This window comes from Amycolatopsis albispora, from assembly GCF_003312875.1.
Lineage (GTDB): Bacteria > Actinomycetota > Actinomycetes > Mycobacteriales > Pseudonocardiaceae > Amycolatopsis > Amycolatopsis albispora.
This window is the reverse complement of record NZ_CP015163.1, coordinates 3,275,345-3,300,919: the sequence shown is the minus strand read 5'-3', so window position 1 is coordinate 3,300,919 and position 25,575 is coordinate 3,275,345. Positions and strand designations below refer to the sequence as shown.

The following is a 25,575-nucleotide window of genomic DNA, read 5'->3' as shown; positions in this document are numbered from 1 at the left end:
TCCGGGTGCGCTGGTCAACGGAGAACGGGCGGCTTCCGCGGTTCGGCCCGCCGGAACAGCCAGGCCGAACCGAGGAAGAGCGCGGCGAAGAACCCGTTGAGCCCCAGGAGTTCAAGCACGGAGGTGGCTGGCGACTCGTGTTTGCCCGCGGCGAACGCGAGCACGGTGACCAACGCCTGGGCGGCCGCCGTGGCGACCAGCGCGCGTGCCATGCCCGCCGGGCGGAAGCGCGCGAGAACGGCACCGACGACCCCGACGGCGAGCACGCCGAAGTACATCAGGTCGGCACGGTCGCCCTCGACGCCGATGACGCCGACCGCGCCCATGCCCCACAGCAGGATCAACGCGGCCGCGAGCGCGACACCGACGGCCGAGCGGTAGGCGGTCTTCTGCTTCTTCATCGCTTCCTCCAGCGTGGGGAACCGGTCCTGGAGGTGTTGTCCCCGCCAGGAAACGTCCGCGGGCAGGCCACGCACCATTCGCGACAGCAGGCCGAGCGCGATCCGCGTGCCGCCGGTTCCGGCGTCGCGTTCGCAGGTGATGTGGTCGTGCAGATCGGCCGCGATCTCCCCGATCCGGCGCTCGGCGATCGGCGCGGGCAGGCCGCGTGTGTAGCAGCGCACCCAGCGGGTCACCAGCGCGGCCACGCGTTCGGGGTTCATGCGGGCTCCGGGGAGGTGCGCGGGGCACGGCGGGCGGGCTGCTCGGCGGCGGCGCGCGCGGCCACCTGGGCGCCCCGCCCGGTGAGTTCGTAGAGGCGGCGGCGAGGACGGCCCTCGGCTGCCTCGGCGTCCTCCCATTCGGAGGTGAGCAGGCCGAATTCCTCCAGCCTGCCCAGGGCTTTGTAGAGCGTGCCGTGGCTCGTCAGCGTGGACGAGCCGCGTTGCTCCCGCATGGTCTGGGCCAGTGCGAACCCGTGGAAGGGCGCGTCCGACCGCAGCGCCGCTTCGAGGATCTCGGTCTCGAGCGGCAGCAGGCTTCCCGGCTTCCGGCGTGGCATGCCGAGAACTATAGGAAGATATCTTCCGATAAGTCAACCACGGGTCGATCCGCTGACCGTCGGGAATGGAGGGAGCTGGGTCACACCGGACGCGTGATCCTGGTCGCAGAAAGCAGAACGGCCCGCCGGATCGGAACCGGCAGGCCGTTGACATCGCTAAACTGGGCGGTGGGCGATACTGGGATCGAACCAGTGACCTCTTCGGTGTGAACGAAGCGCTCTCCCGCTGAGCTAATCGCCCCGCTTGCGGTGTGTGAACACATTAGCGCACCCCCTCGCGGGGCCCGCACACCGGGGTCCCGTTAGCCGGGACCGGGCCCGGCCAAACGGGTGGTTCCGGATCGACACGTTCCGCGCACCGCCCGACACGGAGCGAACAACAACGTGGTAGCGAAGGCCTTCGGCGGGCGGAGGCCGGTGAGTGACTTCCGACATTCGCGCGACAGCGCTATCGCGCCGGGATCAAACCGAGCAGTATGGACCCGTGGGAGATCAGCCAGGGCGCGTGCGGCGGCCCGGAGGCCAGGGGTGATGATGGAGCGAGTGGCCGCCGCGATGACCCCGTACGGGTGATCTTCGGCGAATCCGCGAGCGACACGGCGCCCCGGTACGTCTCAACGTCGCGACTCGGTCAACCTGGACCGGGAGAGGAGTGAAGGGTAGGACGATGCGAAACGATCACGTGACGCTCCGCTCGACCGCGGTCTTCGACCTGCTGGCCCCGCGGACGCCCGCAGTCCCCGTCAAGGTGGAGCTGCGCTACGACACTCGCGACCCGTACGCGGTCGTCGCCGCGTTCCGGACCGGCCGCGCCGGTTGGGTCGAGTGGGTGTACGCACGTGACCTGCTCGCCGACGGCCTGCTCGCCGACGCCGGCGACGGGGACGTGCGGATCCGCCCTTCGGCCGAGGACCCCGAGTCGGTGCTGATCGAGCTGAACTCGCCGTCGGGGCACGCGATGTTCGAGGCGTCGGCCCAGGAACTCGCCGACTTCCTCGACCGGACCTACGACGTGGTGCTGCCCGGAAACGAGCACCTGTGGGTCGACGTCGACGACGCGCTGACCCACCTGATCCCGAACGACCTGAGCTGATCGGGCCTGTTCACGGCCCCGGGAAAGGTTGTGGCCACCCCCCTGTAACCGGGGTCCGGGGCATCGGCTAGAGTTCTTCACACACCGCGAGCGAGGGAAACCCCGAGCGAGCGGGAGAAATGCGGACGTAGCGCAGCTGGTAGCGCATCACCTTGCCAAGGTGAGGGTCGCGGGTTCGAGTCCCGTCGTCCGCTCGGAAGGCCTACTCGGGCCTGACACGGTGGAGTGGCCGAGAGGCGAGGCAACGGCCTGCAAAGCCGTGTACACGGGTTCGAATCCCGTCTCCACCTCGCGCGATTAGCTCAGCGGGAGAGCGCTTCCCTGACACGGAAGAGGTCACTGGTTCAATCCCAGTATCGCGCACCAGCTGTTTTCGCAGGCCAAGGCCCTGTTCCTCCTCCGGAGGGATGGGGCTTTACTTGTGCAATGGAGACGAAATGGAGACGGTCCGCGGGGCCGATTCCAACTCGCCCACCGGCCTTGTCTTCCTTAAGTGGGGGAACCACTCGCCGAGCTTGGTCCGCTCGGTGGGCCGGAGTGCGTTGAGCGAGGCCAGCCAACGTCGTTCGAGTGCCTGGATGACTGCCCGTTCCATTTCCGGGGTGATGTGGTCGTAGACCCGGGCCATACCCTTCATCTTCTGCCCCAGCCGCGCTCGCCGGGCGACTTCGGGTATGCCGTCTTCGATCAGCCAGGTGGCATGGCTGTGACGTCCCTCATGGAAGGTGAACTCCGGCAGGATCGCCGGGGCGACTTGCCGGTCGCCACCCTCGGTCCCATCCCAGACCGGTCGCCAGTGCCGGTTGCGGAAGTTGGACCGCCGCCATGGTTTGCCCTCGGGCGTGCAGAGCACGAACGGGTGTGGGTGGCTGTCCATCAGTTCTTCGTAGAACACCGCGATGCTCGGCGGGAGGTCAACCCATCGGGTCCCGGCTGGTGTCTTGGTCCGGCCCTTCTTCCCCTTGCTCCGCCGACGTCCCGGTCGCACCGGGGAGGGGTGCGATGTCGCTCCGCCTGATTGCGCGGCGAGGCTGCCGCCCTTGAATACTTTCCCGCTGACCTCCTTGAGCGGCGCACAGATCCGGATCCGGCGGCGTTCCGGGTCGTACTCGTGGCGCTGCTGCCCGACCAATTCACCCCAGCGAGCGCCGGTGTAGCCGTCGAGCAGGCAGAGGGTGAACCCGCCGAGGCCGAGCCCGCGTTCGTACAGGCGCATTGCTGCTCGCAAGATCTGGACGGGACTGGCGACGAGGCGTTCCTCTTCGTACTCACCGGAGCCGATCCGCACACCACGGCACGGATTGCCTGGGATGATCTTCGCCCGATCCGAGGCGACGCCCATGATGGTGGAGAACAACGCGAAGTACGAGGATACGGAAGAGTCGGCGTAGTTTTCGTCCAACTGCGACAGCCACTTCTCGATCTCCTCGTAGTCGTGGTAGATGACCACCATGGGCCAGCCGGACCACTTCGGTAGCAGCTGGTTGTCCAGGTAGGATCGATACTTCGCGACCGTGGTGGGTTCCAGCCTCGGCGACACCGCGGCGAACCACTCCTCGGCGAAGACGTCGAACGGCTTCTCCCCCTCGCGCGGGTCCCTCCACACGCTGCGCCTGATCTGGTCTTCCTGCTCGTCACCCCAATCTTCTGCTGCTTCTTTCGTGGGAAACCCTGATTTGCTGCCCCAGGTGCCGTTGGGCAGTTTGAATCGGCACCTCCACAACGGCGGGTCCTTGACTATCAGCTCGCCGTAGGCCATTTTTTCTCCTTCCAGTTGTCGGGGATGCGGGGTGCGCATCGGGCGTGACGCACCATCTCGGCGACGTCGTCGCGGCTGAACCGGTAGTGCTTGCCGAACCTGCGGTGCGGAAACACCCGGGCCGCCGCCTGATCCTTCAACGTGCGCGGCGACAAGCCGAGCAACTCGCCAACTTGCTCCGCGGTGAGCAGCGCATCCGGATCCCGCTGGGCGGCGACGGCCAGGGTGTGGACCGCTTCGGCAAGCTGCTGCACTGCTGCAGGCAGATCCGAAGCCTGATTGCTGGTCGTGAAGTCGTCCACAACGCCTCCTTCCTGTGCCGGTTTCCCTCTGGCAGCGCCGACTTTGAGCGGGCCCGGAAGAGTAGTCGGAGAAGTGCTCATCCCGGAGGCCCCCGATCGGGTGGGCCCTGCCGCGTTGCCGGTCACGCTGCCGACCTCCCGCCGGTGGAGCACAGGCCGAGCCGCCGCAGTCCGATGTCGTGGAATTCCGGGTTCAGGTCGATCCCGATATAGGAGCGGCCGAGTTGCCGGGCAGCGATTCCGGTGGTGGCGGCGCCGCTGAACGGGTCGAGCACGGTGCCACCATCAGGGCAGCCGGCGGTGATGCAGCGCAGCGGCAGGTCGATGGGGAAGGCGGCGAAGTGCGCTTCCCGGAGCGGTCGGGTGGTGATGGACCAGACGTCGCCGGGGTTCCTGCCTCGCGGGTTTCTCGCGGTGTGGCGGGTGCCGGTGGGCCGCATCGCCTGGCCATGGCGGTTGCCGGAGAAGGGTGCGGTGCGGGCATACTTGCCGTCCACGTTGGCATCGACTCGGCGTGCGGGGGCGGGTGGACGGGCGGGTGGTTCCCGGATCGGGTCGAGATTGAAGAAGTAGTGCTGCTGCTTGGTCAGCATGAACACCATTTCGTACCGGGTGGACACGCGGTCGCGTACCGGCTCGGGCATGGCGTTGGGTTTGTGCCAGATGATGGCGCTGCGCAGAATCCACCCGTCGTCTTGAAGCGCGAACGCCACGCGCCAGGGCATGCCGACGAGATTCTTGCGCGGGAGGGGCCGGGTGCGCCGCACCCCTGCGCGGCGAACGGATTCCCGCAGCGGCGCGGCCGCGGATCTGCCGGCCAGGGTGCTCGCTCGCATGCCGTCGGCCGTGCGACCTGGGGGATCGGCGGCGTAGGAATCGCCCAGGTTCAGCCAAACAGTGCCGGTGCCGACCAGGACTCGCGACAGCTCGTTGAACACCGCTCGCAGGCGGTCGATGTAGTCCTGTGGCGTCGGTTCCAGACCGTGTTGCAGGTCCGAGCGCCGAGCCCCGCAACGACGGCACCGCGAGCCTGCGGTGGTCAGGTGCGCGCAGGTCGGGTCACCGCCGCTCCAGCGGGCGGTGCCGTAGTCGCGCAAGCCCCAGTAGGGCGGGCTGGTGACCACGCAGTCGACGGAGCCGTCGGGCAGTCCGCCCAGGACGGTGGCGGCGTCACCGGTGAACAGCGTGACGCCGTGACCGTCGAAGTGAACTTGAGACACGACAAGAACTCCTTAAATCGGGGCGTGACGACGAGAACCCGACCGTCCGGACGCGCGCGTTCGTGATCCGGGTAAGAACCGTGCGGTCGGAGTAACGATGAGCAGCTGTGCGGTGCGGGACACGGTTCGGCACCAACAAAGGGGCCGCACCGTCGCGCCCGCGCCCGAGACGGGGTGCGTGAGGCCAATGGCTGACTGGCATGCGCCACGTTCGGCGTAGTGGCCTTTGCCGAGCAGGCCCACGGCATAGTGGTGGAGTCATCGAGCCTTCCGCACGGTCGTCGGCGTGTATCGCGAAATCACTCCAAGAGGCCGCTCACAGGCCCGGATTTCGACACCAACGACCGAACTTGACTGAATGGCACCTGCTGTCGCGGGTGGAACTCCGAATACAGCACCTCTGCCGAACGACCTCAATGCTGTGAAGTCACCGGTGCGAGCTTGATCAGCCGAGGCACCGGCAGCTGGTACGGCGTTTCCAAGGCACGCTACTTGTCCGCCGACGAGCGCCACAGGGACGGAAGCGGAAGCGAACGTACATGCTGGCGCGCGGCAATTGAGTACCGCCAGTATCCGAACCCGCTGGTTAAGAGTCCGAAGTCCGCCGTGTCGGATGGTGCCGAGTGATGCCGAACAAGACCTTTTCGGCCACCCGGCGGCAGCGCAGCCTGTCCGTTGATGTTGACAAGTGTCGACCGCTGTCGTCTTGTCCGAGCCCTCTCGGGCTCCCCTCGGGCTCGCAAATGTCAACTTCTGCCGGACCACCCCAGCATTTGGGAGCGGTCGTCGGAGGCGCTGGATGTGCCCCTGGGTTCGCCGTTAGCGACGTTGGTCGCAGGTTGGTGCCCTCGGCAGGGCTACACGCAGACGGTTCCGCGGCTGACCAGCGGTTTCCCAGCGGCATGCTGGTCATTGAGGGCAAGTTCGTCGTCGGCGGCCCCGGGGAGGTGCCTGATGGCCTTCGCTGATTTCGCCCGATCGGAGCCTCTTCGGGACCCTGGCCCCATCGTCCGGGCGGTCACGGTGATCATGGGAACGGTCGTCGGGCTGACGTTCCTCTTCGGCTTCGGCAACGTTCTGAACCTGGCGCTCCGGCTCGGAGTACCCGTGTGGGTGGCGCCGTTGGTGGCGCCTGCGGTCGACCTGTCGATCCTGGGGTTGCTGCTCGGTATCCGGCACCTCGTGCTCGCTGGCGCCACGGCAGCGCAGTTGCAGCCGGCGCGTCGGCTCCTGATGTTCGCGAGCGTGGTCACCTTGGCGTTGAACGTCGCCGAGCCGCTTGTGGCGGGCCAGTACGGGAAGGCTGCGTTCGACGCGGTTGGCCCGCTGCTGCTGATCGGCTGGGCCGAGGTTGGCCCGGGTCTCATTCAAGCGATGGCCGGGACCTGCCGCGAACCGGCACCGGTTCGGCCGGTCGGCGGCCCCAACCCCCGGGTGAGTGAAGCTCAGGAGACTGACGGCCTGCCGGGGGCCGACTCGGTGAAGGACGACCAGGGTGATCCCGGTGAACGCCCGGCAGCGCATCTGAAGAATCGAGGTCTTGACCACGGTCTGCTGGAACGGGCCCGGCGGGAAGATGCGCTGCACTGGGAGCAGCACAAGCGTCCGATCTCGGCTGAGACCCTCCGGAAGCGACTCGGTGTCGGAGCGGTTCGTTCGCGGGAACTTGTCGCGGCCGTTCGGTCCGCTCAGGTGGTAAAGCCCTGATGGGTGCACGTCGGCGGCGAAGGTCAGAACCGGCGAGCTAGCCCGCCACCGACCGTGGACAAGCCGCGGTCCTACCTGTGCTATTTCGCCTGCTTTGGCGCCGCTATCTGCATGCGAATCTGACCTCGCCGCTGGCCGAGGACACGATCGCCACCACGGCTGGGACCGGGTCGGCGTGGCAGCTGCGATGGTGTCCGCGTGAGCGCGGGGGCAACCGATCCTCGGCGTCGGCCGCCGGATCACCTTCGACGACGGCGAGCACCAGGTCATCGGGATCTCCAGCACCGCGGTCCGGTTGCGCGGTGAGGACGGCACAGAGCAGGTCGTGCTGGCCGGGTATCTGATGGCCGCGCCGGACCTCGCCGGCCACGTCGGCCGCATACGCGCGGCGCTGGAGCCGTTTGGGTTGCTGGACTCCCTGCCGGGCGAGGTGGTCGCCGAGGCCGAGCGCTGGCGCGCACTTCGTGGAGGTCGAGACCGGGGTCTCGCACGGGGCGTCCGTTCCGGATGTGGCTGTGGCGGTCCGCGCTGATCCTGCCCCGGGAGGAGGGCCGGCGCGTGACCGGTGTCGACGAAGGTCTGTTCATCAGCGTGAGCGAATCCGCCGTTGGCAGCGTGGTGCGGGTCGCTGGCGGCCGGGACGTGGCCAGGTATCTGCAGCTGCGTGATCTGATCTTGAAGTGCTCCGAAGCACGCTGGGCCCAAGCCCGCTGGCTGCTGCACGACGACAACGTCAAGCCGGAAGACCGTGTCGCTGGTCTGCTGGTACTGCTCTACGCTCAATGGCCCTCGGCCATCAGTCGCCTCACCCTCAACCACGTCGAGCGCGGCGACAACGAAGGACGGCTGCGCCTCGGCCGTGAACCGGTCGTCCTGTCGAACCCGCTTGCCGAACTCGTACTCCTCCTCGTCGCCACACGCCGCGGCAAAGCCGCGCTCGGTGACCAAGGCACCTCGCCCTGGCTGTTCCCCGGTGGACAACCCGGCCGTCCGCTCAGGGCCTTCGGCCTCGGCGATCGGCTCCGCCAACTCGGCCTGCACTCCGGCCAAGCACTATCCACCGCCCTGTTCCAGCTCGCTACCGACCTGCCCACAGCCGTGCTGGCCAAGATGCTCGGCATCCACATCAGCGTCGCTGGCGCGTGGCAACGCGCCAGCAGCGGCGACTGGACCACTTACGCCGTCGAAGTCAGCCACCGGACTCCTCATTGAAGACAGGGCATTCGGACAGTTCCAATATTTGACGTTGCCAGAGGCCGTCTACAACGACGACGTTCTGCGCCAGCATCGCTCGTTCATAGCCCGGCGCCGCGCCCTGCGCCCCGGCGGGCGAATACCGCGACCCCAGCCCCAGAGGAGAGTCGAGGTCGGGCCGGTAGGTCGGGGTACTGCTCTGGCGGGGCGCCGAATGGGATGAGTGGCCCCTCGCCGTCGAGGAAGAGCAGAGGCCGTTGTCCAGTGCCCGTCACGACCGCACGATGGCTGCTGATCAGCCTGCGCGGGGCTCGATGAGGAGGCTACGAATTCGACTCGTGACCGCGATCAAGGATTCGGTGGTTCCGTCTGCAGAGCCCCGAAGCGGCCTTGCAACTCGGTATCTCGCAGCTCCAGGTCAAGGGGTGTCGGCGTGTGCTTCGGGGTTCCTGGCCGATGGTTCGGTCGGTGTCGGGAGGTCCAGTGCGCGGGCGAGGGCTGCGGTGACCGGGGCGGCGTGACGGGGCAGGTTCTGGGCGGCCCAGTCGGCTGCCAGCGCGAGGAAGCTGGTGAGGTCGTGCTCGGCTCCTGCAAGAAGGTGCCGGAGATCAGTAGCAAGCAACTCGATCACCGGACTGTCGTTCTGCTCAGCGTCGATGGTCAGCCGGACGTTCTCGCCGTGGCGTTCGGCGCGCGGATCGGGATCGTGCCCGAACCAGGCTTGCCCGCTGCCATCGAGCACCTGGTGCCACTCGCGCCAGTCCTTCAGGCTGTTGCAGCAGCCCGGCAGGAACGCCACGCCCGTGGCGCTGTCGGTCACCCGCAGGCCGCCGGCTGCGAAGAGCGTGTCGAGGGTGAGCAGGCCGTGCAAGAACGACCCCAGTGGGTCGGCGGGGCGGGGCGGGCTGCCGTCATCCTCGGGATCGAGGTCGTTGCAACTGGCGATGCGCATCACCGCTGTCCCGACCTCAAGGGGCGTGAGCTCGCCGCTAAGCGCCAGATAGCCGAACGGCTCGACCTCCGCGACAGGCCAAAGGGCAAAGCCTTCCGGCGCGTAGACCTCCACGACGGGCTGCATCGTGATCACCTGGAGAGTGTCGCGCAACCCCACCCCGTCCTGCCTCCCAATTACGTTGTGCGCCACTGCTCCCTGTCATGCCTGGCCGCTGCCTGGTGTGGCTGCTGCCTGCTCGATGACCTGAACTTCCCGAGCAGGTCCAAGGCGGGCGGCAAGTCCGCGCCGAACGCGTTGATCTTGCCTCACCCAGGCTGGCCGGGTGAGGATGAGCGCGCCGTGGCAGCGGAAGAAGAAGGTCAACTCGAACAGGACTGCGTCGGCAGGAGCATCCAGTCACGATGCCAAATTGCTCGACCGCCCCGCAGAGCGGCGGATCTAAGGCATGCCGAGGCCGACCGGCACGCTGCGGGTGGCGCGCATGGCCTCCTATGACGCCAGGCGTCTCGCTGGAATTGCACTAGATCTACTCTGTACGCTGGCCGAGCAGTAGCAACTTTCTGGCGAGTGAACCGATTAATGCGCCCGTTGCTAGCATTGACCAGTTCTCTCATCTATAGGTCTCCGCAGCCGCATTTCTAGTCTTCATTCGTGCAGCTGTGGCATAGTTTTCGTTTCTAGATATTCGATCAACTTTTCGCCAAGGTTGTCGAGCTTGAAATTAGCCAATTCTCCGCCCCCAAAAAGCACCTGGCCCGTTAGGGTGTTCTTGATAAGGTCCAGCGAATCTAACTGTTTGATCAGGACGCCAATCACGTGCTCCAAATGCGGGAGCTTTGACAAGATATGTGGCACATTAGCGTGCGCCTGTCGCTCTTTGTGAATGGAGTCATCTGACGGGTATTCCCAATCCCTCAGGGTTGTCAGAATTTCTACATGTTCTTTGTCGAGGAAGTCTATTATCCGCAATAAGATCCTGGCGTAAACCCGCTGAACGGGGTCTGATTCAATGCTTCCTGCGAGTACGCCTGCAAGCAACTTTTGCTTGGTTTCGAAGCTCGCTGCACTTGCTGCCGCCATTCCGCGAGCCACGATGTCGGCCAGTTCGCTATCGTTTTCCAATTTTTCCTTAAGGAGTGAAATGTCGACCTGATGATCCTCAATCATCGATTTGATAACTCGTTCTTTGTCGGCTTGTTTGACTTCGTCCAGTCCATTGAGAAACTCAACGATTGCGGGTCCAGCGAATGGGATCGATCCCAAGAGTGCCTTAGCTGCCGACTTGCCTGCTATTTTCGCATTTTCACCCTTCTTCGAATCTTTTCTGACTAGCTTCGTTACGTCAATGTCACTTGTCTTCGCTGGAAGGTTCTTGCCTTCTTCGACCATCGATGCCTCACTTTCGAACCTGGTTCCTCGGAGAGTCGCGGGCGCTGTCGGATGCGTTACTGCACGACCAACGATCGGAAGGTCGTTCCTTGGCACTGAACTCGGCTCTGGTGCGCGTCCCTGGCGCGGGGGAAGTATCACTCGCTCCGCCCGGCACCCCAGAGCCGCCTGGCGCGACGTCGCCGCTGGCGGCGGCATGGTGCGGCCTTGGCCTGTCCACGCCGGATGGCACCACGCTGCCATGGAAGGTGGATAAAGAGGGCACCGAGCACTGGCAGCCTCACCCCGGCTCGCTACATCTACAGTTCCAGGAGCTGATCGTGGTCGTGCTGTGCAGCGCTCGGATCAAGTAGTCGGTGTTCTCGGAGTGCAGCACCCTGCAGCACTCCGCCGCGCGCTGCCCGTGCCACGGTTTGGGCCACGGACTGGTCAAGGCCGCCACGAGGTCGGCGCCAGGGCTTCGTTGCGCGGCCAGGTCGGCCCCGGCTCTGAGGCAGTCAACCTGTCGTCTCGAGGTTCAGCGACCCCTCCTGAACCCGGCTGCGGACGGCGCGATACCTCAAGGACGGACAGGCCGGATGCGGGAACAGAAGCCCTCTTTGATCAAGCTCCCCCAGTCGCGTGCGGGCGTCCAGCTCGGTTGCCGCGTAACGCGGCACCAGCCTTCGCCGCCACCGTTGCAGCGGTGTGGTCGAGGTGAACGCGCTGTCGAAGGACAGCCTGAATAGCGCCAGCAGGGTTACCGCCTCCCGCAGCGAGAAGGCTGCGACCTTCGCCGGCCGGTATTTATCATACCAACCGTGGTCCTCACGCCGCCGCTTCACAGCGACCACTTGATGTGCTGTATCGACTGCGGACGCGCGGCACGGCGCGCGCCTGGACCTCGCCGACCTCTAGCAGCTTGGACACCTTCTTACAGTCGGGGCCGGTTGTCTCGCCGACGCGGAGACCCGCAAGAACGACGGCGAGATCACGGCGACAGATGTCTGCTTCGTCCTGGTCGGCGTTGCATTGCCGTACCCACTCGGCTCGATCCGCTCGGTCGCTGGCCTCGATTTAGATGTGAGGACGATCTGGTGACCTGGACCGAGCGGGAACCGAATCTCCTCGGCGTCGACGATTCCTCTGCCTCGGAATCGATCCATGTAGGATTCCTGGTGCCGGACTATCATCGGTGTGTCTGAGGTGATCAGACGCGGCTTGCGTGCTATCTCCAGGCTCCAGCGCTTGTCGAGTAGCACATCGACCACCTGTTCAATGGTGCTCAGCGGTAGTGAGGTTTTCTCAGTAGCGGGTGTTGGGGGTGGTGGGAACGAGGACGGAGAGCCTTGCTAGGACTGGATTTGCGAAGATCAAGTCCGACCGCGAAGGCTCTCCGTGACCACCTATCGTGCCACGCTCGATGTCGACCGCCCGATCGGCCAGTACCTCGCCCAGCTCCTGGCCGACGAACGCGCCCGCCGCGGCACCCGCACCGGCCGCCGGGCACTAACGGTCTGGGGCCACGCCGTGCTGGTCCTGCGCTGGCTCCGCGACGCCACCCGGGTGAAAAACCTCGCCACCGACAACCACATCGGCCTGGCCACCGCTTACCGCTACCTGCACGAAGGCCTCACCGCACTGGCCAGCCAAGCCCCCGAGCTGCCCGACGTGCTGGCCCAGCGCCTGGCCGCCGGGGACACCCACCTCATCCTCGATGGCACCCTGGTCCGCACCACCCGCGTCGCCGGCACCGTCGGTAAAACCCGCGGCCGGACCGCCGGTAGCCGGGTGCATCGCTGGTACTCCGGCAAACACCGCGCCTTCGGCGCCAACATCCAGTTCCTGGCCACCGCCGACGGATTCCCCCTGTGGTGCTCCGAGCAGCTACCCGGCACCGTCAACGACCTCACCGCCGCCCGCACCCACGGCATCATCGGCCCACTCTGCGCCGCCGCCGCACACGGCCTGACCATCCTGGCCGACAAGGCCTACCACGCCGCCGGGATCGGTATCCGCACCCCGTTCAAAGGCGCCCCCGGCAACCACCCCCTGCACGGACGGCCGCTGCACATCGACCAGCACAGCCACAACACGCTCCACAACAGTCTGCGGGCCCGCGGCGAACGCGCCGCCGCCCTGCTCAAAACCCGCTGGAGAGCCCTCCAGCGGGTCACTCTCAGCCCCAGCCACATCGGCACCATCATCAAAGCGGCCCTGGTACTCACCCAACTCGAGCACCAAGACCGCTACTGAGAAAACCTCAGTGTGACAATCTCGTTCCTCGTTAGCGGCGAATAAAGTTCTGTGGATGCCTGCACGAAGGTCAGCGCGCCGGATATCTCGCCTGCGGAGGGTTTGAATCCCAGGTGGACCTGTTCCAGGTACTCGGCAATGAGGCCACGGTCTACCGTGCGGTCTCCTGCGTAGGCGAGGACATCGGTGGGGAATGAGGCAAACGCGCGAGCCTCCGGCGTCCGCGACTTCTGGATGGCCAAGTAGTAGGCCAACGTCTCTCGTTCAGTGGAACTTGGAGCAGGTAGGGTGCCGTTCGCGATCACGGCCTCGAAAGCTCGGTTAGCCTCACCATCGATATCGGCCAAGCGATCCTCGAGGACTGCCGAGGCGCTGCCGCCCTGTGCTTCTGTCGTGTAGAAGCCTGACTCGACGGCGACTTTGAGCGTGCGCGTGATAATGACGCGCCCCGGTCTCGCCACCTCACTGCCACCCGGTCATCTCTACCAAAGCGCTCCAGATAGGCGCGTGGGACGAAATGATGGCGCTTCGCCATGTTCATCGCCACAGGGTGACATATTTGGATCTCGGTAGCCTCTTGGTTAACCGCAAGTGCCGGGTTCTTAGCAGCCAGTATCGACGGCAACAGGTAGCCCCGGATGGGCAGGGGCGGACGATGGCCATAGCCGCCGTCGGCGGACTGCTACCGCGGCCCTGACCTGGCGATGGACCCCGCTCGCGCGGGGACCAGCCGGCTTCGGCCAGCAGTGGCAGGAAGTCTCCCGGCCTACCCTCGCTCGCGCGGACCACACCTTGTGACCTGCGACGGAGCTGCTGGCCCGGGAGGTCGAGCTGGCCTGGGCAACCAACTGGGGCAGGGTCGCCGCCGACCGGATCGCGCCCCGGTAGGGCTGCCGGAGCTGCCGGTGGTCGAGAATGCAGCTCGCGGGCCCGCGTTCGGCTGGTCGGCCAAGATCGGCCCGATCCGGCGGTGGATCGGCGATTGCCCGCTCGTGTGGATTGACGATCAGTTCGGCGGCAAGGAGCCGGGTTGGGCCGAGGGACCGGTGCGACGAAGCTGGTATCCCGACTCCTCGCCAGAACGCTCGGTAACGGCCACATTCCGCAAACGCGTTTCGCCATAACTTGAACGAATCTGCCATTGGGCGGCATTCGGCTGGGGAGGCACCCTAAACCCTTGCCTCTTGCCAGGCGGAGCAACACCGCCGAACCAGTGATAAGGCCTTTGTGTGCGGTGTGCGCAATTGCGTCCATCATCACGGCAGCTGCCTGTCGCGAACGCAGCAGCCAGCTCGACGCGGCGCCAACAGATGCTGCAGCGCAGCAGGAGGCTTGTGTCCGTTGGACCGCCACCGACGACATCAGCGCTGGCCGCTTGACGCGGTCAGCTCAGGTATAGGGGCAGCAAGTCCCCTCGTCGACTGGCCTTACGATGCCGCCCCCAGCGTACTGGTGTGGATTTTCCGATGAATGGAAGGAAATCACGACGGTTTGGTGGTGGCGGAACCGCGGCGGTAGGTGAAATCGTCAGATCGGGACGTCGAACTGAGGGGGCTGGCTGTGTCCGAGGGGAATCCGCTGGTAGCGCAGGCGCAGTCGCAGACCACCGGGGTGACCGGGATCGGGATCGCGGAGTCGGCGGTCGATCTGGCCAACGGGGTATCGGACGGGTCCTGGGTTGAGGCCGGGCTGGGGGCTGTCGGGGTCGGGCTCGAGGTCCTCTCGATGGTGGTTGACCCGATCGGCACACTCGCTTCCTACGGGGTGTCGTGGTTGATCGAGCACGTGCAGCCGTTGAAGGAGGCGCTGGACTGGCTGGCCGGGGATCCACCGGTGATCCAGTCGTTCTCCGAGACCTGGGCCAACGTCGCCGCCGAGGTCAACACGATCGCCGGTGACCTGACCAACGAGGTCAACAACGGCACCGCGGGCTGGCAGGGAGAGGGTGCCGAGGCCTACCGCGGTGCCGCCGCCGAGCAGGCCGACGCGCTGGCCGGAGCGGCCTCGCTGGCGGACGGCATCTCCGCCGGTGTGATGATCATGGGCACCGTGGTGGCCACGGTCCGCGAGCTGGTCCGCGACCTGGTGGCCGAACTGGTCGGCAAGCTGATCACCTGGGCGCTGGAAGCCGCCGCCACGCTCGGGTTCGCCACGCCCGCGATCGCCGTGCAGGCCACCACCGCCATCTCGAAGACGATCAGCAAGATCAGCGACTTCATCCGCAAGCTGGTCAAGACCATCGGCAACGTCTCGCCGAAGATCCGCAAGATCATCGACAAGCTCGGTGAGATCATCGAGAAGCTGTCCAAGATGCTGCGCAAGGGCGGCAAACCGGGCGGCGGCACCACGCCGTCAAGCGCCAAGGGCGGCCCGCCCAAGTCTCCCGACACCACTCCGAACTCGCCGGACACCACCCCGTCGGGCACGGACACCACACCCAGCGGTGCCGACGGGCCGGGCTCGACCTCGCCGGGCGGCACGTCGCCGAGCAAGTCGCCGGGCAAGGGTGATCCGGACGCCACCGGCGGGCAGAAGTCCGAAGGCGTCGGCGGCTGCGACGGCAAGGGCGGTGACCCGGTTGACACCGTTTCCGGGCAGATGATCACCGCGGGCACCGACGTCACCCTGCCCGGCCTGCTGCCGCTGCTGCTCGTCCGGTCCTACGCCTCCGGGTATCTCGACGGCCGCTCCTTCGGCCCCGGCTGGGCGTGCACGCTCGACCAGCGGCTGGTGCTCACCGACGCCAGGGTCCGCTACCTGGGCGAGGACGCCGAGGTGCTCAGCTACCCGCACCCCGCGCGCAACGGGGAACCGGTGCTGCCCGCCTTCGGCGCCCGGTGGCGGCTGAGCTGGGACGCGGCCACCGAGACCTACCTGATCACCGATCCCGGCTCCGGCTGGACCCGGCACTTCACCGCCAGCGCCGCCGATCCGGACCTGTGGCTGATCAGCGCGCTGTCCGACCGGAGCGGGCACCGCGTCGACTACCTGCGCGACGAAGCGGGCACCCCGGTCGCCGTCACCCATTCCGGTGGGTACCGGGTCGCCGTTGACACCGTGCGCGGTCCCGCGGGCACGCGCATCGCCGGGTACCGGCTGCTCGGCGCGGGCCCGCAGGGCACGGACCAGCCGGTGGTGTCCTTCCGGTACGACAACCGCGGCAGGCTCACCGGCATCGTCAACTCGACCGGCGTGCCCTATGAGTACGGCTACGACGACGTAGACCGGATCGTCGAATGGGTTGACCGCAACGGCTACCGCTACCGCTACGTCTACGGCGACGACGGCCGGGTGGTCCGCGGTGAGGGGCTGGGCGGCTTCCTCAACGCCACCTTCGACTACGACCTGGACAACCGCGTCACCGTGGTCACCGACAGCCTCGGTCACCGGATCGAGTACCACTACGACGAGCACAACCACATCAGCGCGGTGGTGGACCAGAACGGCAACGTCGAACGGCCCGAGTTCGACCGCCTGCACCGGCTGATCTCCTACACCGACAAGAACGGCAACGTCACCCGCTACGAGCGGGACGAGACCGGCGAGCCGGTGCGCATCGTGTACCCGGACGGCACCCAGACCACCATCGAGTACGACCCGCGCTGGCAGCTGCCGGTCCGCGTGACCCGGCCGAACGGCGGGGTCTGGCGGCACACCTACGACCACGCGGGCCGCCTGCTGTCCACTGTGGACCCGCTGGGCGCGGTGGTGACCAACGAGCTGGACGAGCGCGGCCACCTGACCGCCACGATCGACGCCGACGGCGGCCGGTGGAGCTACACCAGCGACGGCACCGGCCGTCCGCTGTCGATCACCTCGCCGCTGGGCGAGACCACCCGCTTCCGGCTCGACGGCTTCGGCCGGGTGATCGAGGCCGTGGACCCGCGCGGCCGGGTGACCCGGTACGGCTGGACCGTGGAAGGTGCGCCGACCTGGCGGGTCGGGCCGGACGGCAACCGGGAGGAGCGGGTCTACGACGCCGAGGGCAACCTGGTGCGCAGCCGCTCGGCCAGCGGGGCGGTCAGCACCCGCGAGTACGGCCCGTTCAGCATGCTCATCGCCCGCACCGGGCAGGACGGCATCCGGCACACCTTCGCCTACGACACCGAACTGCGGCTCACCGGCGTGACCAATCCCGCCGGGCAGGTCTGGTCCTACCGCTACGACCCGGTGGGCCAGCTGGTCGGGGAGCAGGACTTCACCGGCCGGGTGGTGGACTACCAGGTGGACGCGATGGGCAGCCTCGTCCGGCGGTCCGAAGCGGGTGGCGCGGTGGTCGAGCTGGCCAGGGACGTCCGCGGCCGCGTGCTCCGGCAGTCCGTGGCGGGGCGGCACACCGACTTCGAGTACGACGAGGGCGGCTGGCTGCGCCGGGTCGGCGACGGGGATACCGAGGTGACCTACGAGCGGGACCTGCTCGGCCACCCGCTGGTCGAGTCGATCAACGGCCGGGCCGTGCGCAGCGAGTTCGACGCGGTCGGCCGCCGGACCCGGCGGGTGACCCCGTCCGGCATCGAGACCACGTGGCGCTACGACGAGCTGCGCCGGGAGACCGAGCTGGTCGGCACGGCGGGCACGATCGCCTTCGAGTACCAGGCGGGCAACGAAGTGCTGCGCCGGCTCGGGGCGAACGCCACGCTCACCCAGACCTACGACGACCTCGGCAGGCTCACTGGCCAGGCGTTGTTCTCCGCGGCCGCGTCCCCCGGCACGCGGGGCCAGGTGCGCGCGGTGCAGCAGCGGACCTTCCGCTACCGCCCGGACGGCCAGCTGACCGCGATCGACGACCGGCTGCGCGGCGACCGGGTCTACGAACTGACCCCCGGCGGCCGGGTCACCGGGGTGCGGGCGAGTACCTGGTCCGAGCGGTACGCCTACGACGCGCTCGGCAACGTGGTCGCCGCCGATCCCGGCCCGGAACCGTCCGATGAGGACTCCCCGGCGACCGGCGGACCGCGGCAGGTGGACGGGGTGCTGCTGCGGGCCGCCGGCCGCGTCTCCTACGACTACGACGCCGCGGGCCGGGTGGTCAGGCAGGTCCGGCGCACCCTGTCGGGACGGCGGCTGGTGCGCGAGTACGAGTGGAACGACCTGCACCAGCTCGTCGCCGTGACCACTCCCGAAGGGGTGCGCTGGCACTACACCTACGACCCGTTCGGGCGACGGCTGGCCAAGTACCGCCTCGGTGAGGACGGCACGATCGCCGAGGAGATCACCTTCGCCTGGGACGGCACGCTGCTCGCCGAGGAGCGGCGCACGGTCGCGGGCACCACCACCGTGACCGCGTGGGACTACCGCTCCGGCAGTGCCGAACCGGTCGCCCAGACCTCCCGCTCGTGGCTGGCCGACGCGCCCGCCGAGATCATCGACACGCGGTTCCACGCGATCGTCGCCGACCTGATCGGCACGCCGACCGAACTGGTCGACGCCGACGGCCAGGTGGCCTGGTACCAGACCACCGGGCTGTGGGGCAACCAGCTCGCCGTGTCCGCGTCGGCCGGGACGAGCTGCCCGCTGCGCTTCCCCGGCCAGTACCACGACGCGGAGACCGGCCTGCACTACAACGTGCACCGCTACTACGACCCGCACACCGCGCGGTACCTCTCGCCGGACCCGCTCGGGCTGTCCCCGTCGGCCAACCACTACACCTACGTGGCCAACCCGCTGGCCGTGGCCGACCCGCTCGGCCTGGCCGGGTACCAGGACCCGGCCAGCGGCCGGTTCGCCCGCGACCCGGCCCTGCCGCCCGCCGACCACGTGCACAACCGGAGTACCGAATACCCGAGCGGCTACCGGCAGCAGACACACGACGAGATGGCCGCGAAGTGGACCGACGAGGGCCGGGCGCAGGGCGGCACGCCGCGTGACCCGACGACCGGCGAGCGGATCCCGCACGACCAGCTGACCTGGCGCGACGCGACCGGTCGCGAGATTCCCTACTACGACTCGGAAGGCCGGACGAACCTGACCTACGAGCACGTTCCGCCGGTGGCCAGGCACTGGATCGAAGAGGGCTACAACATGACCGACGCGGAACGGGCGGACTGGTACAACAGGACCGACGACATGGAGGCCATGGGCCGGTCGGAGAACTCCTCCGGTGGGGGGAAGATGACCGAGCGCTACGCCGACCAGGCGCCAGGGCCGAGGCACCCCTGTACGTTGAGTCACTGACCGGGCCGCACAAAACGGAGGTAGGCCGTGGACCTGACCGAGCACTATTCGGCGATGCCGAACGTGACCAGCCTCGGCGAGCTGCCCGACGCGTGGCACTGGTCGCACGCGCCGGGCTTCGACTTCAGCGCCGCGCTGTCCGCCGACGGCAAGCACGCCTTCCAGGCGTACGCGCTGGATTCGTTCGACGAAGGTCTCGCGATCGCGATCCTGTCCTTCGCCAGGGAACACGGCGACGAGCTGATCGCCGCCCCGGAGCGGCCGCTGGTGCTGGCCGAGGGGTTCACCCACGAGGGTTATGCCTTCGACACCGTGGTGGCGGTCAGCCCGGCGATCCACCGCCTCTATCCCGACGACCCCGAGCTGAACTCGGCGGTGCGCGCCCTGATCCCGGCGTTCCGCTGCGAGTTCACCGGCGACGAAGATGAGGCCGACGCGGAGTACCGCTACAACCGCGCGGCGGGGGTGCCGGGCACCAAATGGGGGCGCGAACCCCGCCCGTACCTGAAGATGCGGTTCCGCGGGAACACCGGCAACCTTCCGGCGGACCGCGAATTCGACCGGCCCAAGCTCCTGGTTTCGTGGATAGCCCGGAACGAGAACAACTCCGATCTCTTTGTCGAGTTCGAGAACTACCAGCACGAGGTTTACACCGTCGAATGGACCGACACCTGGACCATCACCGCTCCGGGTGCGGAACCTCGCCAGACCACGCTCGAGGACCTGCGCGAGACGATCAAGTCCGCACTGTACGGCCCGAACCTCGACGCTGGCACCAGCGAGTTTCCTAGCTGAACCCGACGAAGTACTGTGGTGGGGCACTGACGATCAGAGGTAGCGTCGCGCTCGATCGCGATCACATGCGTTCCGCGAATCAAGCGCCATCCGCCGGACCATCCTCAGGGAACGGGACGTGCCCGGCGGCGTGAACATCGGACTCCTCTCGACCGTGACGCGCTACGCCCTCGACAACGGCTTTCACGTGATCGTGGAAGGCATCCTGCCCGCCGAGCACTACGGCGACATGCTCGGCGAGCTCGCCGCCGATCACCGCGGCCGCACCGGCGTCTACTACCTGGACGTCTCGTTCGAGGAATCGCTGCGCCGGCACGCGACCCGGCCGCAAGCGGCCGAGTTCGGCCCCGAGCACATGCGCGAGTGGTACCGCGGACGGGACCTGCTCGGGCTCGACGGCGAGCAACTCGTCCCGCCGACCTCCAGCCTGCAGGACACTGTCGGGCGCATCCTCGCCGAAGTCTTCGACCAGCAGCACAAACGAGACACCGACCCGGCCACTTCTGCCGCCTTGGGCAGCGCCCCCGACAGGTGACCGCCGCCGCGCTCCGGTCCGCTCAGCGTGCGACGGTGTGGATCTGGCAGTCGCGGCCAAGCTCGAAGACTCCCCATCAGAAGCGCCTCGCGCCACAGCCGCGTGGCGGTTGTCGGGTCGTGGGTCGGTTAGAACAGGCTTCCTGCTCTGTGGTGTCTGTTGTCGGGTCCTTGGGCTCCAGCCGAGCGTCGCGTTCAAGGCCGTGCAGCCCGCACCACGGACCCAGTCCGAGCAGGCGGGTCAGTACGGTGAGGGTGAGTTCGACGTCGGCCATCGCCCGGTGCCGGTCGGCGGGTATCGGGATGTCCAGGTGGCGCGCGACGTCGTTGAGCCCGTGATGCGTCAGTACGGTCAAGACAGTGCGAGCTAGTCGGACGTTGTCGAGTAGTGGTGTCGCCGCCAGGTTCGGGCAGTGGACCTGTCCGTAGACCAGGGTGCGCTCGGTGGCCGCTCCATGTGCCACTACCCGGTACGGCCAGCAAGTTGATCTTGATCAGTGTCCGAGGAGGGTGTCGTGGATATGGTCGTCGAGTTCGGCCAGAAAGGCTTCGCTTCGCCATGGCCGAAGGTGGCGCCGGGCTAGCCTGATCCGTTGCGCGGCGACCCGTCCGCCCGTCGTCGCGGTGATGTCGACGGCTTCGTGCATAAGCTCGACGCAGGCAGCTGGGTCGCCGAGCCGCAAGCGTGCGAGCGCTAGGTCCGTGCTGCTGACGATGCCGAGTTGGACGGCGTCTTGCGACAATCGCAAGGCGGAAACTGACTGGGTGAGGCTGTCATGTGCATGGTCCGCGTTACCTGCGTGCAGGGCGCACAAGCCGTCAAAGCCGCGCAGGCGATCGGCATTGAATCCGCCGTGCGGATCGTCCACAGTCGATACCAGCCCGGACGGCGACACCAGAACGCGGAGCGCGTTTTTCTCCGGTCCGGCTGACACCGAGCGTCTGTTCGATCCATTGCCCGGCGGTGGGTGGGCCGCGGCGGTGGCGCGCGGTTTGCGGCACGGCGCAGCGGGCCGGTGCGGAGATGGTGATCGTTGCCGATCCCCACAGGCCTGGCGGCCAAGGCGAGGGCGATGGCTGGACGACGTTGACCGGTGCTGTGGGCCGCTGCGTCGCCAAGTCTCTCCCGGTGTGGTGTGTGTGCCGGCGATGGCGCTGTGGTGGGAACGACTGTTGGCCGCGCACCTGGTCCGCCCGCTGCTGGCGCACCAGCAGCGAGCTGTCGAGATCGCAGTAGACCGGCTCCGGTTCGCTCGGGCACGTCAGGCGACGTGGCGAGGCCGGGCCGCTGTGGTCCTGCTGATCGCGTTCGTGTGCGGCACGACCGCCGCGATCCTGACCTACCTCGCCGCCGGAACGTACCCGCCGCGATCCTGGCTGGCCTCAGCGCAGCCGGAGGCGCGACCGTCGTCCTCCACTCGCCCCTCCAGCAACCGGATACGTTGGCCAACCTACCTTAGGGTGGTCAACACCGGCCGTAAGCGCCGCATTCTGTTGCGGCCCTCGGGGGACGGCACCCTCGAATATCAAAATCTCTGGGGCGCCAAAATGGCAATATCCTAATCTGTCGGGCCAGTGACTCAGGGCACTAAGACAGCTCGTTCAGCCACCCATTCACGGCGTTCTCATTGTGTGCGTCCCCCGCCATGCGAAACGCCGAGATCGCTTCTGTGCCGGCAGCTTTTGCCTCCTCTGGGCGCCCCGAATCCCTTTGCGCGAGCCCGAGGTTGTTCCACGCCACGCCTTCGGCGTGGTGGTCGTTTAGCTCGCGGCAGATCTTCAAGTGGTTCTGGTGGGCGGTGATGGCTTCGTTGAACCGCCGCACCTGCCGGAGTGCGTTTCCGAGGTTGTTCCACGCTCTTCCTTCGGCGTGGCGGTCGCCTAGTTCTCGGTAGAGGTCGCGGGCTTTTTGGTGGGCGGTGATGGCTTCGTCGAATCGCCGCACCTCTTGGAGCGCGCTTCCGAGGTTGTTCCACGATCCCCCTTCGCCGCGGCGGTCGCCTAGTTCTTGAAAGAGGTCGCGGGCTTTCTGGCAAGCGGTGATGGCGTCATCGAATCGTCGCACCTGCCGGAGCGCGTTTCCGAGGTTGTTGCGCGCCACGCCTTCGGCGTGGTGGTCGTTTAGCTCGCGGCAGATCTTCAAGTGGTTCTGGTGGGCGGTGATGGCTTCGTCGAATCGCCGCACCTCTTGGAGCGCGTTTCCGAGGTTGTTCCACGCTCTTCCTTCGGCGTGGCGGTCGCCTAGTTTTTGAAAGAGGTCGCGGGCTTTTTGGTGGGCGGTGATGGCTTCGTCGAATCGCCGCACCTCTTGGAGCGCGTTTCCGAGGTTGTTCCACGCTCTTCCTTCGGCGTGGCGGTCGCCTAGTTTTTGAAAGAGGTCGCGGGCTTTTTGGTGGGCGGTGATGGCTTCGTCGAATCGCCGCACCTCTTGGAGCGCGCTTCCGAGGTTGTTGCACGCCACGCCTTCGGCGTGGTGGTCGTTTAGCTCGCGGCAGATCTTCAAGTGGTTCTGGTGGGCGGTGATGGCTTCGTCGAATCGCCGCACCTGCCGGAGTACGTTTCCGAGGTTGTTCCACGCTCTCCCTTCGCCGTGGCGGTCGCCTAATTCTCCGTAGAGGTCGCGGGCCTTTTGGAGAGCGGTGATCGCCTCGCCAAACCACCGCGCCCCGCGCAAAGCGAGTCCAGAATAGTTCAAGGAGGCCGCGAGCGTCCGGGGGATGTTGAGGTGCTGTGCAGCGATGAGGGAATATTCGCTGACGGTGAGTCGGTCGGAGACGTGATGCCGCCAGTGCAAATACTCGTCCAATGCGGCGGCGAGACGGGTGGTGAGGTCATGTTGGCGACCGGTGAGAGCGAGGCCGACTGCGGCGACAAGGTTGGCTCGTTCGGCGTCTAACCAGGCGAGCGCATCTTCTCGCCTAGTGAACCGTTCAAACTCAAGGTCGCCGGCCAGGTCTCGCAGGTGACGGTCTGCCGCTTTGGTGGTTTGTTCGTAGTGGTCGAGCAGCCGCTGAGTTGCCGTGTTTGGGTCCGGGGTGTCGCTGTGGTGGAGGTGGTCGCGGGCGTGGTTGCGGATGAGGTCGTGCATCGTCCACCTGCCGCTTTCGGTACGGCGCAGGAGGCTTGCGTGGCGCAGTGTCCGTAGCCACGACACTGTCGCTGCTGGTGGGTGGCCGGCGAGAGCGGCGGCGGCGTCGGTGTGGAAGTCCGAGCCGGGGTTGAGAGTCAGAAGGGGCAGCAGGCGTGCGGCGTCGGGGTGGCGGGTGCGTAGCCGATGCCAAGACTGGTCGATCACCGCACCGACGGTGCGTTCGCCAGCGGGCAGGCGGTGGACTCCGGTCCCGCCCACCGTTTCGAGTTCGGCGATCAGGTCTGTAATGGACAGGTCGGGCTCGTCGGCCAGAACTGAGGCGGTGATTTCTACCGCCAACGGCAGCGCACCGCACGTTGTCACCGCCAGACGTTTCGCGGCGTCCGGTTCACTGGCGGTTCGTCGGTCGCCGGGCCGCCGGCGGGTGAGGATGGCACTCAGCAGTTGCAGTGCGTCGTGGGCGTGCATGACGTCGAGGTTGAACTGATGGGCGCCGGGCAAACTCAATGTGTCGCGGCTGGTGATCAGCGTTCGATGCAGTCCGGCCCGTGGCACGAGGTCCGCGATCTGTGTGCTGGTGGCGGCGTTGTCCAAGACCAGCAATACTCGTCGTCGCTGGGTCGCGAGCCTGCTTAGAACCTGGTGATACGCCGCTGCCTGCTCGTCAACGGTGGCCGGGACCTGATCGTCGGGTGCGAGGATCCGCAGCATCGACGCGAACACGCGCTCGGGCTGGACTTGGTGGTTGTCAAGGTCGTAGCCGCGCAAGTCCACGAAGAGCACGCCGCCGGGAAACCAGCCCCGGTCCGCGGCGACTGAGGCCGTGTGGCTGCTCAGGGTTGTCTTGCCTATCCCGCCCATCCCGGCCACCACCACGGGGCCCGGGTTCCGCTCGGTGGGTGCGAGCAGATTCAGCAGCCGCTCGAGCTGGTCGTCTCGGCCGACTAAGAGCTCTCCCGCGTGCTCGGCGCTGCCGGTCACGGTGGTGACAACCGCGGCCGCGCCGGTCCCAGCGGCTTGATGGACGTAGTAGTTGTTCTGAGTGTTGTAGTGGCCTGCCTGGACGCCCTGGCTGTTGCGGACCTCGTGCGTCGGCGGTAGCTGACCTTGCGGCTGGGAAGCGGCAGGTGTCTGTTCCGGACCGGGTGGGTTAGCGGGCATGGACGATGGGGTCAGTTGAAGGTGTTGTGCTGGGTGTTGTGCTCGCCTGCCTGCACGCCTTTGTTGTCCCGCAGTAGCATGCGGTACTTTCCCGCCCGGCTTCCGTCTGAATCGGTCACCGTCGTGTCGGGGTGCGTGGCGCCTGGCCCAGGATCTTTCTGGCCCCGTGCCGCACCCTCCGTATTCGAGGTGTGTCGCTTGCCGTCTGCGGGGATTGTTTCGGTGAGGGCGATGGCGAAGGCGGCTGCGTTGGCCGCGGCGATGGGTTGGCCGCCGGCTTTGTCGGCGGTGTGTTTGTTGCCGTCGGCCTTGTCGCTGATACCGCGGATCGCGAGGGTGGGCAGGTTGTGGTTGAGGTGACCTGCTTTGGCGACGCCGGCGCTTTCCATTTCGATGGCGGCGGCGTCGTTGTAGGTGGTGTGCAGTTGTGCCGCGAGTGGGGTGGTTCGGGAGTTGAGGACGACTTCACCGGCCGCGACCGGTTTGAAATGCACCTGGGGCTGCTGCGCGTTGGGGGAGTCTTGCACGAGGGCGGTCCAGGCGCCGAGTCGCGAGGTGTGGCGTGCGAGTTCCTCGAGAACGTAGGAGGCTTCCCAGGCTTGCGGCCGGGTGAGGAAGCCACTGTCTTCTTCCTTGCCGCCGTGGTAGCCATAGACCTTGGTCGCTACGACGATGTCCCCGGATTCGAGGTCGTCATCGAGGGCACCGGCGACGCCGACGAACAGCAACGCCTGGGGTGCGAAGGTGGTGATGGCGCGTTCGGTGATCACGGCTGCCGCTTGGTTCCCTTGCCCGGTGCGGGCAAGAACGACGGTTCGTTGACCATTCGGCGTCTGACCTACTTCGAACAGTGTCCCCGCCTGGTGGTGCTCTACTCGAGGGCTGCGCAGCAGGGCGCGCACGGCGGCGTATTCCACGTCGAGTGCGGTCAGGACCACGATGGTGGGCTCGGGCGTGCTATTCATT

Annotated in this window: 23 protein-coding genes and 4 tRNA genes; 11 read left to right on the top strand and 16 right to left on the bottom strand. The window is 67.0% G+C overall.

Going from position 1 to position 25,575, the window contains the following annotated elements:
- Window positions 1-14 precede the first annotated feature (14 nt).
- The 3 genes from A4R43_RS15280 to A4R43_RS15270 form a co-directional block, all read right to left on the bottom strand.
- Window positions 15-662, bottom strand: a complete 648-nt coding sequence (locus A4R43_RS15280) for a hypothetical protein (protein WP_113692934.1) — start codon at window positions 660-662, stop codon at window positions 15-17.
- The gene (locus A4R43_RS15275; RefSeq protein ID WP_113692933.1) at window positions 659-1,000 is read right to left on the bottom strand and encodes a PadR family transcriptional regulator; all 342 of its coding nucleotides are present in this window, start codon (window positions 998-1,000) and stop codon (window positions 659-661) included. Before A4R43_RS15275 ends, A4R43_RS15280 begins: the two co-directional genes overlap by 4 nt.
- Before the next feature lie 169 nt (window positions 1,001-1,169).
- Window positions 1,170-1,241 (bottom strand) — tRNA-Val (locus A4R43_RS15270).
- 426 nt (window positions 1,242-1,667) lie between these two features.
- Between A4R43_RS15270 and A4R43_RS15265 the strand changes: the two genes are divergently transcribed.
- The 4 genes from A4R43_RS15265 to A4R43_RS15250 all read left to right on the top strand — a co-directional run bounded on the left by A4R43_RS15265 (window position 1,668) and on the right by A4R43_RS15250 (window position 2,459).
- Window positions 1,668-2,093, top strand: a complete 426-nt coding sequence (locus A4R43_RS15265; protein WP_113692932.1) for an SsgA family sporulation/cell division regulator — start codon at window positions 1,668-1,670, stop codon at window positions 2,091-2,093.
- 121 nt (window positions 2,094-2,214) lie between these two features.
- Window positions 2,215-2,287, top strand: a tRNA-Gly gene (locus A4R43_RS15260).
- A 25-nt stretch (window positions 2,288-2,312) separates the two neighbouring features.
- Window positions 2,313-2,383 (top strand) — tRNA-Cys (locus tag A4R43_RS15255).
- Window position 2,384: 1 nt separating this feature from the next.
- Window positions 2,385-2,459: transfer RNA gene (locus tag A4R43_RS15250), tRNA-Val, on the top strand.
- Between the two features lie 49 nt (window positions 2,460-2,508).
- Here A4R43_RS15250 and A4R43_RS15245 read toward each other — a convergent pair.
- The 3 genes from A4R43_RS15245 to A4R43_RS15235 form a co-directional block, all read right to left on the bottom strand.
- Entirely contained in the window at window positions 2,509-3,852 is a 1,344-nt protein-coding gene (locus A4R43_RS15245; protein ID WP_113692931.1) for a tyrosine-type recombinase/integrase, read from the bottom strand.
- On the bottom strand, window positions 3,834-4,154 hold the full coding sequence (locus tag A4R43_RS15240; RefSeq protein ID WP_236809025.1) for a helix-turn-helix domain-containing protein: 321 nt from the start codon (window positions 4,152-4,154) through the stop codon (window positions 3,834-3,836). Before A4R43_RS15240 ends, A4R43_RS15245 begins: the two co-directional genes overlap by 19 nt.
- Window positions 4,155-4,276: 122 nt before the next feature.
- Complete coding sequence (locus tag A4R43_RS15235) at window positions 4,277-5,278, bottom strand: DNA-methyltransferase (RefSeq protein WP_205215343.1); 1,002 nt, start codon at window positions 5,276-5,278, stop codon at window positions 4,277-4,279.
- 1,050 nt (window positions 5,279-6,328) lie between these two features.
- On the opposite strand from A4R43_RS15235, the gene A4R43_RS15230 reads away from it, so the two are divergent.
- Window positions 6,329-7,081, top strand: a complete 753-nt coding sequence (locus A4R43_RS15230) for a hypothetical protein (RefSeq protein WP_205215342.1) — start codon at window positions 6,329-6,331, stop codon at window positions 7,079-7,081.
- 103 nt (window positions 7,082-7,184) lie between these two features.
- Here A4R43_RS15230 and A4R43_RS43290 read toward each other — a convergent pair whose 3' ends face one another.
- On the bottom strand, window positions 7,185-7,451 hold the full coding sequence (locus A4R43_RS43290; RefSeq protein ID WP_205215341.1) for a hypothetical protein: 267 nt from the start codon (window positions 7,449-7,451) through the stop codon (window positions 7,185-7,187).
- Between the two features lie 188 nt (window positions 7,452-7,639).
- Here A4R43_RS43290 and A4R43_RS15225 point away from each other — a divergent pair, with 188 nt between their 5' ends.
- On the top strand, window positions 7,640-8,293 hold the full coding sequence (locus tag A4R43_RS15225; protein ID WP_162788479.1) for a hypothetical protein: 654 nt from the start codon (window positions 7,640-7,642) through the stop codon (window positions 8,291-8,293).
- 400 nt (window positions 8,294-8,693) lie between these two features.
- Here A4R43_RS15225 and A4R43_RS15220 read toward each other — a convergent pair whose 3' ends face one another.
- Both A4R43_RS15220 and A4R43_RS42745 read right to left on the bottom strand, forming a co-directional pair.
- Window positions 8,694-9,353 carry a hypothetical protein gene (locus A4R43_RS15220; RefSeq protein ID WP_113697615.1) on the bottom strand — a complete coding sequence of 220 codons (660 nt, stop codon included), beginning with the start codon at window positions 9,351-9,353 and terminating at the stop codon, window positions 8,694-8,696.
- Window positions 9,354-9,875: 522 nt separating this feature from the next.
- Window positions 9,876-10,619, bottom strand: coding sequence for a hypothetical protein (locus A4R43_RS42745; RefSeq protein WP_162788478.1), 744 nt, complete (start codon window positions 10,617-10,619; stop codon window positions 9,876-9,878).
- 2 nt (window positions 10,620-10,621) lie between these two features.
- Here A4R43_RS42745 and A4R43_RS44910 point away from each other — a divergent pair, with 2 nt between their 5' ends.
- Window positions 10,622-10,972, top strand: a complete 351-nt coding sequence (locus tag A4R43_RS44910; RefSeq protein WP_472240948.1) for a phage tail tube protein — start codon at window positions 10,622-10,624, stop codon at window positions 10,970-10,972.
- A gap of 144 nt (window positions 10,973-11,116) precedes the next feature.
- On the opposite strand, the gene A4R43_RS42740 is transcribed toward A4R43_RS44910, so the two are convergent.
- Window positions 11,117-11,452, bottom strand: coding sequence for a hypothetical protein (locus tag A4R43_RS42740; protein ID WP_162788477.1), 336 nt, complete (start codon window positions 11,450-11,452; stop codon window positions 11,117-11,119).
- 60 nt (window positions 11,453-11,512) lie between these two features.
- Window positions 11,513-11,860, bottom strand: coding sequence for a hypothetical protein (locus A4R43_RS44770; protein WP_418190849.1), 348 nt, complete (start codon window positions 11,858-11,860; stop codon window positions 11,513-11,515).
- Between the two features lie 136 nt (window positions 11,861-11,996).
- Here A4R43_RS44770 and A4R43_RS15215 point away from each other — a divergent pair, with 136 nt between their 5' ends.
- Window positions 11,997-12,854 (top strand): transposase family protein, encoded by an 858-nt coding sequence (locus tag A4R43_RS15215; RefSeq protein WP_113692928.1) that lies wholly within the window; start codon window positions 11,997-11,999, stop codon window positions 12,852-12,854.
- Here A4R43_RS15215 and A4R43_RS15210 read toward each other — a convergent pair.
- Window positions 12,848-13,315: a DUF4238 domain-containing protein gene (locus A4R43_RS15210; protein WP_113692927.1), complete on the bottom strand. Its 468-nt coding sequence runs from the start codon at window positions 13,313-13,315 to the stop codon at window positions 12,848-12,850. The two genes, A4R43_RS15215 and A4R43_RS15210, sit on opposite strands and share 7 nt — an antisense overlap.
- 1,099 nt (window positions 13,316-14,414) lie before the next feature.
- Here A4R43_RS15210 and A4R43_RS15205 point away from each other — a divergent pair.
- The 3 genes from A4R43_RS15205 to A4R43_RS15195 all read left to right on the top strand — a co-directional run bounded on the left by A4R43_RS15205 (window position 14,415) and on the right by A4R43_RS15195 (window position 20,358).
- Window positions 14,415-19,028: an RHS repeat-associated core domain-containing protein gene (locus A4R43_RS15205; protein ID WP_113692926.1), complete on the top strand. Its 4,614-nt coding sequence runs from the start codon at window positions 14,415-14,417 to the stop codon at window positions 19,026-19,028.
- Between the two features lie 27 nt (window positions 19,029-19,055).
- Window positions 19,056-19,823 (top strand): hypothetical protein, encoded by a 768-nt coding sequence (locus tag A4R43_RS15200; protein ID WP_113692925.1) that lies wholly within the window; start codon window positions 19,056-19,058, stop codon window positions 19,821-19,823.
- Window positions 19,824-19,941: 118 nt separating this feature from the next.
- Window positions 19,942-20,358, top strand: coding sequence for a P-loop NTPase family protein (locus tag A4R43_RS15195; protein WP_236809023.1), 417 nt, complete (start codon window positions 19,942-19,944; stop codon window positions 20,356-20,358).
- Window positions 20,359-20,434: 76 nt separating this feature from the next.
- On the opposite strand, the gene A4R43_RS42735 is transcribed toward A4R43_RS15195, so the two are convergent.
- The 4 genes from A4R43_RS42735 to A4R43_RS15180 form a co-directional block, all read right to left on the bottom strand.
- Window positions 20,435-20,713 (bottom strand): hypothetical protein, encoded by a 279-nt coding sequence (locus tag A4R43_RS42735; protein WP_162788476.1) that lies wholly within the window; start codon window positions 20,711-20,713, stop codon window positions 20,435-20,437.
- A 138-nt stretch (window positions 20,714-20,851) separates the two neighbouring features.
- Complete coding sequence (locus A4R43_RS15190) at window positions 20,852-21,226, bottom strand: hypothetical protein (RefSeq protein ID WP_113692924.1); 375 nt, start codon at window positions 21,224-21,226, stop codon at window positions 20,852-20,854.
- Between the two features lie 719 nt (window positions 21,227-21,945).
- Entirely contained in the window at window positions 21,946-24,609 is a 2,664-nt protein-coding gene (locus tag A4R43_RS15185) for an ATP-binding protein (RefSeq protein WP_113692923.1), read from the bottom strand.
- An 11-nt stretch (window positions 24,610-24,620) separates the two neighbouring features.
- On the bottom strand, window positions 24,621-25,574 hold the full coding sequence (locus A4R43_RS15180) for a 5'-methylthioadenosine/S-adenosylhomocysteine nucleosidase (RefSeq protein ID WP_113692922.1): 954 nt from the start codon (window positions 25,572-25,574) through the stop codon (window positions 24,621-24,623).
- Window position 25,575: the final 1 nt, after the last annotated feature.

Coding starts and splice junctions, on each gene's coding strand:
- A4R43_RS15280 (WP_113692934.1), bottom strand. CDS start 662: ATGAACCCCGAACGCGTGGCCGCGCTGGTGACCCGCTGGGTGCGCTGC.
- A4R43_RS15275 (WP_113692933.1), bottom strand. CDS start 1,000: ATGCCACGCCGGAAGCCGGGAAGCCTGCTGCCGCTCGAGACCGAGATC.
- A4R43_RS15265 (WP_113692932.1), top strand. CDS start 1,668: ATGCGAAACGATCACGTGACGCTCCGCTCGACCGCGGTCTTCGACCTG.
- A4R43_RS15245 (WP_113692931.1), bottom strand. CDS start 3,852: ATGGCCTACGGCGAGCTGATAGTCAAGGACCCGCCGTTGTGGAGGTGC.
- A4R43_RS15230 (WP_205215342.1), top strand. CDS start 6,329: ATGGCCTTCGCTGATTTCGCCCGATCGGAGCCTCTTCGGGACCCTGGC.
- A4R43_RS15220 (WP_113697615.1), bottom strand. CDS start 9,353: ATGCAGCCCGTCGTGGAGGTCTACGCGCCGGAAGGCTTTGCCCTTTGG.
- A4R43_RS42745 (WP_162788478.1), bottom strand. CDS start 10,619: ATGGTCGAAGAAGGCAAGAACCTTCCAGCGAAGACAAGTGACATTGAC.
- A4R43_RS44910 (WP_472240948.1), top strand. CDS start 10,622: ATGCCTCACTTTCGAACCTGGTTCCTCGGAGAGTCGCGGGCGCTGTCG.
- A4R43_RS15185 (WP_113692923.1), bottom strand. CDS start 24,609: ATGCCCGCTAACCCACCCGGTCCGGAACAGACACCTGCCGCTTCCCAG.
- A4R43_RS15180 (WP_113692922.1), bottom strand. CDS start 25,574: ATGAATAGCACGCCCGAGCCCACCATCGTGGTCCTGACCGCACTCGAC.